The organism is Psychrobacter sp. PSi21, from assembly GCF_054960615.1.
In genome coordinates, this window is sequence record NZ_JBHNYR010000024.1 from 33,250 (window position 1) to 45,966 (window position 12,717).

Genomic DNA, 12,717 nt, shown 5'->3' on the forward strand with positions numbered 1-12,717 from the left:
AGTTACTCATCAACATAGCCATCGCTGAGTGCAGCGATCAATTGTTGCATATCTTCTGGTAGCGGCGCGGTCACTTCGATATCTTCATCAGTCGTTGGATGCACAAAGCCGAGCGCATACGCATGCAGCGCTTGACGCGGGAAGTTGGTAATCACGCGGCGCTGCATGTCGGTCAAGCCAGCACGCAGCTGACGGCGTCCGCCATAGACACGATCGCCGACCAAAGGATGCGAAACATGGCTTAAATGTACGCGGATCTGATGCGTCCGCCCAGTCTCAAGGCCAACATCAAGCAGGCAGTAGTTGTCATTGAGCGGGGTGATCTCAAGCAGATGGGTCACCGCATCACGTCCTGCAGTCATTACGGCCATTTTGGTACGCTGATTGCGATGACGGCCGATTGGCGCATCGATACGGCGATGACGCTTGAGGCTGTCTTGATCACCCGCCACCACGCACTGATAATGACGATAAACGGATTTGTCTTTAAGCTGCGCCATGAGTGCCATTTGCGCTGGTTTGGTTTTGCCAATCAGCAGTAGACCTGAAGTGTCTTTATCAATACGGTGAACAAGGCCTGCACGCGGCAAATGGTGCTGCTGCGGATAGTGGTAGAGCAAGGCATTGACCAACGTGCCCGTTTGATTGCCCGCACCTGGGTGCACCACCATACCGACAGGTTTATTAATGACCAGTACCGCCTCATCTTCGTAAACCACATCGATGTCAATATTTTCAGGCAAATCTTCGCTGTGCTGCTGCAAGGTGGTGGATAAGTGCAGCACATCTTCCGCTTTAACGCGGTGTTTTGGTTTCAGTACCTCGCCGTTACACAATAAGCTACCATCGGTAACCCATCCTTGTAATTGGGCACGCGAAAAGTCAGTAAACACCTGTGACGCCAGCTTATCAATACGCAAGCCCGCTTCATCAACACTGACCGTATGGGTAGCATTGATCACATCTAGCGTACCACTACCATTCGGCAAGTCAGCATGGTCTTCGTCATCGATGCTTTCAGCATCCAGCTCATCGATATCCTCATCAACTTCCGTATCGATATCATTATCTGGCTGCTCATAGTCTGCATCTACCAAGTGGTCATCTTCTGACAGATATGGCGCGTCATTTGGTGTTGGGTTTGGTGTTATATTGGTGGTCATAGCATCATTCGTCATAGAGGCTCATACGTCGCAAAAGAATAAAGACATATTTTATCTTTATAAAGGTGTTATTGGGTCACACAACCGCTGTCTATCAGCCAAGCTGGCAAAAACGTTGCCATCAACACACAGCTCGATATCAAGGCGGTTGGTATCGCCATAGTGTAGCACGCTAATGGCGCAAGCCCTATAGGAGCGCGCCGTTATCTGATCGCGTGCTTACAATATGAAGATTTTTCATGACTTGTGCGCCAGATATAACCATGCTGTGACCACTGAACTTAACTCACTACAATATAACGTTGTGGTAATTTACTGTATATTTGACGGGGCAACGGCCATTTGCCATCGCTCATCACTACTGTACATGCTAAACTGTAGACCGTTATTTTTGTGCTGGTTGTTTTAGCGCTGATAGACGCTACGTTTGATGCGATGACCGTTTTTTGTGTCCTCACGTGGCAATATATATGAGCGCAGCGGCGCTTATTGGCGGCTAATAAACTTAGCCTGTATCCAAAAATAGACAATGAAAAATAGACGAAACGTCTGTTATTGTATAAAGTAAGCAAGATTTTGCGGTGAGCGCGCCCATTTTTGGTGCGTATTATCCGCCACTCACGCCGCAGTGCTGGTGGCGATGTCTTGATTGTCTGTTGTTTTTTCACCAATCTGTTATACAGTATGATAGCGCCACTGCTATTGTGCGTTTTGCGTCGGAGAGAAGTATGCGCCCTGTTGGCAACACGTTTGTTAAATTATCATCAATAACCCTACTTGCCCTAAGTGTTAACTTGGTAGGCTGTCAGACTTTTAAAAATTTGACTGGCAACGATGATAACACTGTCGAGACGGCAGAAAAATCAGAGCAAAGCTACTACCGTGACGCCATCACCGACATCGATCGCGGCCACTACTTGCCAGCCATCGAAAGCCTGACCAACTTGCGCACCTTTTATCCCACAGGTCAGTATGCTGAGCAAGCCCTGCTCGATATGATGTACGCCCAGTACGAAAACGGCCAATATGAAACGGCCGCTGCCAGCGCCGAGCAGTTTATCCGCCTCTACCCTGCAAACGCGCAAGCCAGCTATGCCTATTATGTGCGCGGCGTGGCCAATATGGAAGGCTCATCAGAGGGCTTGCAACTCTTCAAGCTCAATCAAGCCAAGCGCGATACTGCTTACTTGCGTATTGCTTTTGCCAACTTCCAAGAGTTGGTCAGCAAATACCCAAACAGTCCGTATACCCCTGATGCCGCCCAGCGCATGATTTTTATTTACAATCAATTTGCCCAAAGCGAGCTGACCGCTGCCAACTGGTATATCGAGCGTGAAGCTTATGTGGCAGCCGCCAACCGTGCCAAATGGGTATTCCAATATTATCCGCTCAGCGATTCTGTTCCTGAAGTTCTTGCCATACTCGCCTACAGCCACGAACAACTTGGCCTGACAGATTTGGCGCAAGAGTACACCACCCTACTTCAGATCAATTATCCTGAGTGGCTCACCAATGATGGCCGAGTCAAGCTTGATACCAAGCGCAACCGCTCGTGGCTCAACAAAGTAACCTTTGGCAAATTGGGTCGCTCTGGCATTACCGACACCTCAACTGCGGACGGTGAATACAACGGTGCAACCAAAACCCAAATGATCCGCAATGCAGGTCAGCTCAGACTACCTACGGACAATGCGGCAAGTGCTTCTGCCACCGCTGACGCGCCGACCCGTCAACGCGGCATCAACGTTGGCCTTGGTCTGCCTGAAAGTCAAGCCACGCAAGTGACCAGTCCTGCCAGTGCGGCGGCGGCAGCCAATGATGCGGCGGTCGATCCACAAAATATAAACCCAACACGCAACGTCTCTCCTAATGGCAGCAATAGCCGCATCCGTCTTGGCCCTGTGGATGATGATATGATGGACGTAGACGACAACAATTGATGGTGTTGGCACCATCCTTCTAGTAGCTAGCGTCTGAGTGGTCCTTCTTGTGCACCATACCCAATAAGGTCAACATTTTAGTTGGCCTTATTTGCCTATTGCTGATGTATTGATAATATAATAGTGCCTGCATATTGACGCGACCTTGCAGCTCCCCTTTGCCTCCTCTTTTTTATCACCTACGGTATTTGACTTTTTGCATGAGCATTCCCAATCATATTCTCGAACAGTTAAACAGCCAAGCTGACCTAATCAGCATTATTGGTCGCCATACCACGCTTAAACGCGCTGGCAGTGAATACAAAGGATGCTGTCCCTTTCATGGTGAAAAATCACCGTCATTTTATGTCAATCCCCAAAAAAATATTTATCACTGCTTTGGCTGCGGGGCAAGCGGTAACGCCATCAGTTTTTTGCGCGACTATGAAAGCCTGACCTTTATGGAGTCGGTCAACGAGCTGTCCAAACAGACAGGTATCGAGGTGCCGAAAGAGGAGCAGAAGAACGTCAGCTATCAGCGTACCCCTACCAAACCTACCCCGCAGCCGCCATCTTATCCGCCGCCGCAAGCGCCTACCGTGGGCATGCGGGACAGACAAGATGCCCCGCATGCGAATAGCAGCGACTATCCTGTTTATGAAGACAATGTAAGCACCGATTACCCACCCGCCAACATTCCTTATGCAGCAGATTATGATGGTGCAGACTACGACGGTGATGATCATGACATAAGCGATGATATCAATTATGGGCTGCCGCCATCATGGCCAGAAGGCGGCATCGGTCAGCCTGAAAACAGCCAAGTACCCGATGAAGATGGCAACCTTTACGAGCTGTTGACCCGTATTCAAGATTTTTATGAACACAACTTGATCACCCACCCTCATGCCAAACACTACTTTAGCGCACGCGGCGTCAGTGACGAGAGCATTCGCACTTTTGGGCTGGGCTATGCGCCGTTTGGCTGGCAGCACTTGGAACATCAATTCCCGCAAGACATCGAAGGACTTAAAGCATTGGGGCTGGTGCGTCAATCTGAGTCAGGCCGCGACTATGACCTGCTACGTGATCGGGTTATTTTCCCCATTCGTGACAACCAAGGACGCACCATTGGCTTTGCAGGACGCGCCCTTGATGATGACGTAAAACCTAAGTATATCAACTCCTCAGACTCACCCGTGTTTCACAAACAGCACGTGCTCTACGGTTATTATGAGTCGCGCCTTCAGCGTGCGGATCGCTGGCTGGTGGTCGAAGGCTATATGGATGTGATTGCGCTTTATCAAGCAGGCATTTATGGCGCGGTGGCCTCGATGGGAACCGCGATCAATGAAAGCCAAATCTCGCGCTTATTAACGCTCAACCCAACGTTAACCCTGAGCTTTGATGGCGACAGTGCGGGACAAAAGGCGGCGTGGCGGACGCTTGAAGTCAGTTTGCCCGTGCTCAGTGATGACAAAGAGCTGCGTTTTTTGACCTTGCCTGATAATCATGATCCAGATACTTATATCAAAGCACTTGGTAGCGATGCGATGCGTGAGCAAATCAGCCACGCCATGCCACTGTCACAATACATCTTTGCTTATCTGAGCGAGCGCCATGATTTGACGCTGGTTGAGGGCAAAGCCAAGCTCATGTCACAAGTGCGCGCCTTAACGACTGCGCTGCCTAAAGGCAGTAGCTTTCGTTATTTGCTCAACAATGATATTTATCAAAAACTGGGCGGCAAGCGCAATCAAAATGTCGAGGCCAAAGACGCCCTGCTGAACTTCGATGGTGGTATGACCATCAGTCAGCAGTTGCAGCTGTGCTTTTTATTTCAGCCGCGAACCCTACAAGGCAACCCCATTGATGATATCTGGCAGCAAGCCGGTATTAATCGCATTCATTTACCTATGCATATTAAACAAAGAGCCCCTTCCGATGCGCTACGCCCTCTAGCATGGGCCGACCTGCAGGATGAGCCTTTGTTAGATGTCGTCAGTACCATTCAGCGCTGCTTAGATTATTTACCACTAGATGCTAATGCTGCAGCCCACTTTATCCTGTCTAACCTACAATCAAGCACCCAAGAAGCGCTCAGCCGAAACTGGGGGTCGTTTTATAAGTCGTTAACTACGCGAAGCGTTTTGAGTCTCGATGGCCTTATTGAGGAGTTGCTGAGTCAGCTGCTCGAACGCAGTATGAAGAAAAAACGACAGGATTTAGTCAGTAACCCAGATACTGTCAAGCTTGCCATTGTTCGTATGCAAGCACAGCAGTTAAATGATTGGCTACGAATCCAGCACGCTGAACAATCAGCGCAAATGGTCAGTATGTAGCCTTTATTTGGCCATTTGTATTGCGCCATTCACCTATCGATTAACCACTCAAAACTAAGGTCGACCTTTAAAAGTAAAGCCTTTATCCCCATTGTTATGATTATGCCAAGCAGTAATGCGAACACCGTGCTTGATGACCGTGGTCTGTGCTAAAATACGCTGTTATTATGCTGACAGCCACAACCAAGACCCGTCACAGCCGTCATCAGTGGTTTTTATCCATCTGTATTGCTTGAAGTATTTTAAGATTGTTTTTTTAAATGGTGTCACCTGTTTGAGCCATTTTATTGTAGTTTTTTGAGCCTCTATATTCATATCAACTCATTTTTATGACTATGGCTGTTTGATTTATGGTTTATGATGCCACTGGCAAGCGCAACATAAACTGATAAACAAACACCAAATACCATGAAGATGCCCGATACAAGCAAAGCGAGTATTTATGAACAACAAGTCAGTTTCTAAGCCCACATCTCAGCTGGCCACCTTAATTCAGATGGGCAAAGAGCAAGGGTATCTCACCTACGCTGAAGTCAACGACCAACTGCCAGACTCTATCACTGAAAGCGACCAAATCGAAGATATCGTCCAGATGCTGACTGACGTTGGCATCAAAATCTTCGAAGCAGCGCCTGATGATGATGACATCTTGATGAATGATGACTCAAGCGACGATGACATGGCAGCTGACGAAGCGGCGGCCGTACTGGCGTCGGTTGAGACTGAGCCTGGTCGTACCACTGATCCTGTGCGTATGTATATGCGTGAAATGGGTACCGTGGACTTGCTGACCCGTGAAGGTGAGATTGCCATTGCCAAACGTATCGAAGAAGGCATCCGTGACGTACAACACGCCATGGCTTACTGGCCAGGTACGGTGCAGTTTGTATTAGATGAATATCAGCGTGTTTTAGAGGGTGAAAAAAAGCTCTCTGACGTGATTACAGGATTTTTGGATCCTGAAACAGATGCCGATGCTAATGCTGAAGAAGAAAAAATCCCTGTTATCAAGACCAAAGCCAATGCCAAGGCAGATCTTGACGATGATGACGAAGATGATGACAGCGACGACGTCGAAGATGATGATGCTGAAGAAGAAACCAGCGGTATCGACCCTGAAGAAGTTCGCGCCCGCCTAGAAGAGATCGAAGCGCTATTTGACAATGCCAAACAAGCCTTGATTGACTATGGTCGTGGTAGTGCTCAAGCGGAAGCGGCGTATGAGCTACTGGCCAATCGCTTTATGATGCTCAAGCTAAACAACCGTTTGTCTGACCAAGTCATGGCCATCATGCATGATGTCTATGATGATGTTCGTAAACAAGAGCGTCAAATCATGCGCTTAGTCATTCGCCGTGGCCGTATGCCGCGCGCTGAATTCCGCAAGACCTTCCCAAGCAACGAAGCCAACGTCGACTGGCTCACCGAACGTCTCAAAGGCAAACCTGCTTTTGCTGAAAGCTTAGAAAAAGTCATCGATGATGTCATCATCTTGCAGCGCAAAATCTTGGATTACGAGCAAAAGCTCGACATGGAAATCCATGACATGAAAGACGTGGCGCGCCGTATGGCCATTGGTGAAGCCAAAGCCCGCCGTGCCAAAAAAGAGATGGTCGAGGCCAACCTACGCTTGGTTATCTCTATTGCCAAAAAATACACCAACCGTGGTCTACAATTCCTCGACTTGATCCAAGAAGGTAATATCGGCTTGATGAAAGCGGTAGACAAGTTTGAATACCGCCGCGGTTATAAATTCTCGACCTATGCCACATGGTGGATCCGTCAGGCGATTACCCGCTCTATCGCTGACCAAGCGCGCACCATCCGTATTCCTGTACACATGATTGAGACGATTAATAAAATCAACCGCGTCTCACGTCAGCTGCTCCAAGAAATGGGCCGTGAGCCGACGCCAGAGGAATTGGGCGAGCGCTTGGAGATGGACGAAGTTAAAGTCCGCAAAGTGTTAAAAATCGCCAAAGAGCCCATTTCAATGGAAACGCCCATCGGTGATGATGAAGATTCACACTTAGGGGACTTTATTGAAGACGGCACCATCTCAAGTCCTGTCGATGACGCCACCTCAGCAGGTCTACGCGAAGCGACTCGTGACGTGCTTGGCAACCTAACCGAACGTGAAGCGCGCGTGCTGAAGATGCGCTTTGGTATCGATATGCCAACGGATCATACACTAGAGGAAGTGGGTAAGCAGTTTGACGTGACCCGTGAGCGTATCCGTCAGATTGAGGCAAAAGCGCTACGCAAATTGCGTCATCCTTCACGCTCTGAGCATCTGCGCTCGTTCTTAGAGAATGACTAAACGCTAAGTAATTAACATACGTGTGATACAAAAGCCGAGTTTGTAACGTGAACCCCATAAGTTGGACACAACTTATGGGGTATTTTTATGCAAGGGGCAACATATATGATAGTGATATGCTGCCAGATAGATTGTTTATTGAAGTATCAGTGACACCGCTCATGTATCACCCATTGCGATCGTTTTACGCTTCAATCGCATTAATAGTCTTCGACAAACTTATCGCCATAATGACAGTAACAAGCATAATGGCTGTCGCCGTAAAACCAAAATTTATTTCTGGCAACGTATCAATGCAATGAGCAAACAGCATAATAGCGCCAATAATCATTAGATACATCCATAGTTTAACAAAGACATCACCGATCTTTGCCAACCATGCTAATTTCGCATGCGATTCACTTAGATTAAAAAACACTATGGGGACAGCAAGAAATAACCACAACAAAGGCGTTGTAGGAGATGTTCCAATGGCTGTGGACAGCCTAGGTGTCACGGTCATCATCAGTAAAGGTACAATGACAGCCACCAGCAGCAATAAGATGCCTGCATGCCACGCTATCGCTTTTAAAACAAAATTACTGCTTCGCAGACTGCTGGCGATAAACAAACTCAAACCTACAATATGGGTCAGATAATAAACAGGTGATGCAAACACGGCGATAGCATCTAAGCTGGCAATATCCATCCACATCACATAGCCCATAACAAATAGGACGATACTGGCAATGTGCCACCCTGTTATCCAAGATTGTTGCTGCAATACAAGCGTATCGGGCGTCGCAAATAAACGCAGCATCAACTGCCAAAACAAGTAATATAGCGCTATGGTGATAAAGACGCCTAAGCCATCATGATAGATATTCTGCCATAATGATGGAAAAGCAAAAGACAATACGGCGATGCTCACTGCTGCACCGAGCGCGATCACCCCAAAATCTTCAAATTCAATAAAACGCTTAAACACCCAATTGTTGAGCTGAGCCAGTGCGGCATTTTGTTGCCAATACTGCGCGTTAAATATTTTGCCATCACGACTGCTGCTTGCTCCCAGCTCATCATTATAGGCCATTTCGTCTTGGCTATAATATGCCAGCTCAGCATTTAGCGTGCTTAACTCATATGCCAGATTGATCACGTGAATGGGGAAGAACAGTGATTTAAAAAAACCAAAGCGTTTAATCCGCTTGATATCGTCGCTATGACTGTCTTCTGGTCTCGTTTCAGGACAGTACATGCAGACAACAGGATAGCGTAGCATCAAAAACTGACGAAACGCCACAGGTGATTGAAAATAACTCATTTGTTGATAGCGGCCATCAAGCGGCTCAATCATATACCAAGGATAATGGCCATAGGACCAGTGGGTCAATCTCCCCTCCCACTGATAATACTCTCTCGCCCATTGATAACTGAGCGAGAATAGCGGCGGCTTATCAGCCAACCACATCAACAGCGCTTCTTCAAAGTCGTTTTGTTCATCTAAAGGACGCGGCTCTGCAACTTGTGCCTGCAAAAGCTCAAGCAGACGCTGATCGCCGCCATCAATCATGGCGTCTTCATCGCTAACCGTCTGCTCCCATGACGCGACCCATACTGACTCATCATCTACAAAAGCTGATATGGAGTGGTCATTCTCTAACGACGACTCAAGACTGTCTTCATCCGTAAAAGGTATATCTTCAGGAACATCACGATACCCTTCACTATCTTCTGCCTCATAATCATCATTACTGGCATACTGCGATGGTGAGTGTGGCGCAGCGTCCGCTATCGCAAATGGAGTTTCTTCAGGAAAACCATGATACGCCGCGCCAGCTGTTACATCATCGTCATGATTATTGCTGTCGTAGTGCGATGGTGAATCTGGCGCAGCATCCGCTATCGCAAATGGAGTTTCTTCAGGAAGACCATGATACGCCGCGCCAGCTGTTACATCATCGTCATGATCATTACTGTCGTAGTGCGATGGTACATCTGGCGTATTTTTAATTACAGTAAAGAGCAATTCCTCAGGATGACTATCCTCGTCTTCGTCTTCATCCTCTTCCTCAAGATACCAATAGCTTTCATTCAATGCCTGCTCATAGGCGGCACGCAAATCCCGAAATCCTTGTGGGTTTTTATCAGGCTTATTGAATTTTAGCTGCTTGGCATAGGCTTTTTTAATGGCTGCCGTATCTGCAGTGGGTTCGATATCCAAATAATCCCAGCATCGTTCTGTCATCATCTTATCTCGCTAAAACCAATCTTCACGTTCAAACTGCTCTAGGCTTTGTTCAAGATCAATATTGGCCTGACGAATTTTTTGTGGGTCTTGACTATCAAGAATACCCTCATACCAACCTATCAGGCGTGATAGCTGCTCACGCTCATAGCCCAGACGCTGAGCGTATAGACGCTCTGCACGTGCCAAAAAGCTACGATTTTGTGCCTGATCGCGTGGATGGACTTTGAGACCAGACAGTCGATCTTTGGAGTGCTTGATTTCATCCTCAGACAGCTGCTTTGCGCCATTTTGGATGACCAAATTATAACGCTCCTGACTGTCGGTCATGTCAATATCCACTTCTAATAATCCATTAACATCGTAAGAGAAGCGCACATCAATAGACAGCTCCGTAGCCCTGCCACGGTAGCTGTCTGGTACATCGACATTGAGCTCACCCAATTTGATGTTGTCACGCGTTAAACGGGCTTCTCCTTGATAGATATTAAACTGAACCTGCTGCTGGCGATCGTCCATTGGAGAAAAATTGTGTACCTTACTGGTGGGAATCACGGTGTTTCGCTCAATAATGGGCGAAAACACACCATGTTGATATTGCTTACCCCGAATCTCAATGGTGGTATCAACACCCATAGAATACGGTGCCACATCGGTTAAGATCACCTCGTCTAACGCGGCATCCTCTGCAACCAATCCTGCTTGAATAGCTGCACCAATAGCGATTGTCTCATCTGGATTCATCTGTACAGAGGGGAAGCGGCCAAGCAGGCGCGTCATCAACTGTCTAAAAATCGGCATGCGGGTGGCACCGCCCACCAATACGACCTCATCCAAATTTTTTACGCGCAATCTGGCATCGCGAACAGCTCGCTCAATGGTGTCACGCAGTCTTTTAAACAGTGGTTCACACAGTTTTTCAAGCGTAGACTCACTCACCTCCCATGTATAGGTGACGCCATCGACCGTCATAGTCATCATCGCCTTTTTTTGACGGGTTAATATACGTTTGCAAGTTTCTGCCTCACCATACAGTAACGACAAATGTGGCTGCCAAAATTCGCCAGATGGCTGGCTAGGCTGGCAGCGCTCCATAAACCCTTGTACCAATACTTGGGTAAAATCTTCTCCGCCAAGGCTATTGTCACCAGCGCTGGCGCGTACTTCCATTATCCCTGAGAACAGCTCCAGTAAGGTGACATCAAACGTACCACCGCCCAAGTCCAAAACCAAAAACTCACAGTCGCCGGCATTTTCGTGCAAACCATACGCCATTGCTGCTGCTGTTGGTTCGTTTAACAAGCGGCGCACCGTCAAACCTGCCATTTGGGCCGCATGCTTGGTGGCTTGACGTTGGTGATCATTAAAATACGCAGGTACGGTGATGACGGCTTCGGTCACAGGCTGACCCAAATGCGCCTCAGCATCCGCTTTTAGTGACTTGAGCACCAGCGCCGACAACTCCTCGCTACTAAAGCGCTGCGTGCCGAGACGATAAACTTTTTTACTACCCATAAAACGTTTAAAGACGCTCGCAGTCTGTTCAGGGTGGCTGATTAGTCGCTCTTTAGCTGATTGCCCCACCAGCACCGTGCCATCTTTATCGATACTCACCACAGAGGGGGTTAATAATGCGCCTAAGGCATTGGGGATCAATTTTGCGGCGCCATCTTGCCAAACAGCTAACAAGCTGTGAGTCGTGCCCAGATCGATACCTATAATCATATTATGATGTCTCTTTATCAGTTGTTTAGTGTCAACGGTCATCTGTTTTATCTACAGTCAACATGGCTATTGAGACATAAGGCAAATACTGCCGTACCTGCAATATGCCCTGTATATAAATCTGGTGATACTGACATATAGACCCTACTATAGTCTATTGACCAGCAGGTATTATAAACATAAATCAGTCAATAATATGCGTTAGTTACGATTGATTTTTGCTATTTTCCAGACAAATATTCAACAGTAAAAGGATATCAGTATAATGGAAGCATGCTCATTGAGGTGACGGCTGGGCTATGCGGTTTTGGTTATTAAGGATGATCAAAGGGCTTGATGATGTATATCAGGATGATGTATATCAGATTGTGATGCACTGCTTATGGTAAAATTATGCTCTTCTATAAAGCTTAGTATCACCTTAACCACTTATCTTTATAGAAAAAACTGCTATTCTCTAAAATACGCTGTCTATAGTCGCTGATACTACCTCGATTAACGCTACTATGTTTTCCCACTTCAGTAGTACCATCATCTTCCCACTGACAATAACGACAGATATCGTAACCAGTCCCTTTTTTTATATCGTAAATTTCTGATAGCGTCTTCAAACCGCAACAAGGACAGGCGTATAACGGCTGCACATGTCCAATAACTTCGAATTTTTTCCCAGTTAATGTTAAATAAAACGCTGATAAAAAACCATTTGAGCACCCACTTAGCTCATGATATACCGCGTCAAAAACATCTTTTTCTATTGCCCCAGTTTGATATTCTAAATCGTTAAGCAGCTTATCGGCTGGTGTCGATGCTATCCGATACATTATGGCTCGATTGGTAATGGTTACGATGAAGGTATTGGCAATAAAAGCTTTAATACTTACTTTACAGACTTATGGATGCGCCGTCTTAATAATCCTAGATTGTGGCGAAAACTACCACAGCATATCAACAACCCAACTCAAACGCAGCCAAATATCGAGGCAGTCACGCTAACGACTGGTGACATCTGTCAAGTGAG

The 12,717-nt window shown here is 47.1% G+C and carries 7 protein-coding genes; 3 read left to right on the forward strand and 4 right to left on the reverse strand.

The window, feature by feature from the left end; genetic code table 11:
- Positions 1–2 precede the first annotated feature (2 nt).
- Positions 3–1,115: an RluA family pseudouridine synthase gene (locus tag ACFI32_RS13635; RefSeq protein WP_462627163.1), complete on the reverse strand. Its 1,113-nt coding sequence runs from the start codon at positions 1,113–1,115 to the stop codon at positions 3–5.
- 776 nt (positions 1,116–1,891) lie between these two features.
- Here ACFI32_RS13635 and ACFI32_RS13640 point away from each other — a divergent pair.
- The 3 genes from ACFI32_RS13640 (at position 1,892) to rpoD (ending at position 7,744) form a co-directional block, all read left to right on the forward strand.
- Complete coding sequence (locus ACFI32_RS13640) at positions 1,892–3,103, forward strand: outer membrane protein assembly factor BamD (protein WP_462627156.1); 1,212 nt, start codon at positions 1,892–1,894, stop codon at positions 3,101–3,103.
- A 200-nt stretch (positions 3,104–3,303) separates the two neighbouring features.
- Complete coding sequence (locus ACFI32_RS13645; protein WP_462627157.1) at positions 3,304–5,424, forward strand: DNA primase; 2,121 nt, start codon at positions 3,304–3,306, stop codon at positions 5,422–5,424.
- A 442-nt stretch (positions 5,425–5,866) separates the two neighbouring features.
- Positions 5,867–7,744, forward strand: coding sequence for an RNA polymerase sigma factor RpoD (gene rpoD, locus ACFI32_RS13650; protein ID WP_462627158.1), 1,878 nt, complete (start codon positions 5,867–5,869; stop codon positions 7,742–7,744).
- 184 nt (positions 7,745–7,928) lie between these two features.
- Here rpoD and ACFI32_RS13655 read toward each other — a convergent pair whose 3' ends face one another.
- The 3 genes from ACFI32_RS13655 to ACFI32_RS13665 form a co-directional block, all read right to left on the reverse strand.
- Positions 7,929–9,974 (reverse strand): J domain-containing protein, encoded by a 2,046-nt coding sequence (locus ACFI32_RS13655; RefSeq protein WP_462627159.1) that lies wholly within the window; start codon positions 9,972–9,974, stop codon positions 7,929–7,931.
- A gap of 9 nt (positions 9,975–9,983) precedes the next feature.
- Entirely contained in the window at positions 9,984–11,696 is a 1,713-nt protein-coding gene (locus ACFI32_RS13660) for a molecular chaperone HscC (protein WP_462627160.1), read from the reverse strand.
- 416 nt (positions 11,697–12,112) lie between these two features.
- On the reverse strand, positions 12,113–12,520 hold the full coding sequence (locus ACFI32_RS13665; protein WP_462627161.1) for a CPCC family cysteine-rich protein: 408 nt from the start codon (positions 12,518–12,520) through the stop codon (positions 12,113–12,115).
- Positions 12,521–12,717: the final 197 nt, after the last annotated feature.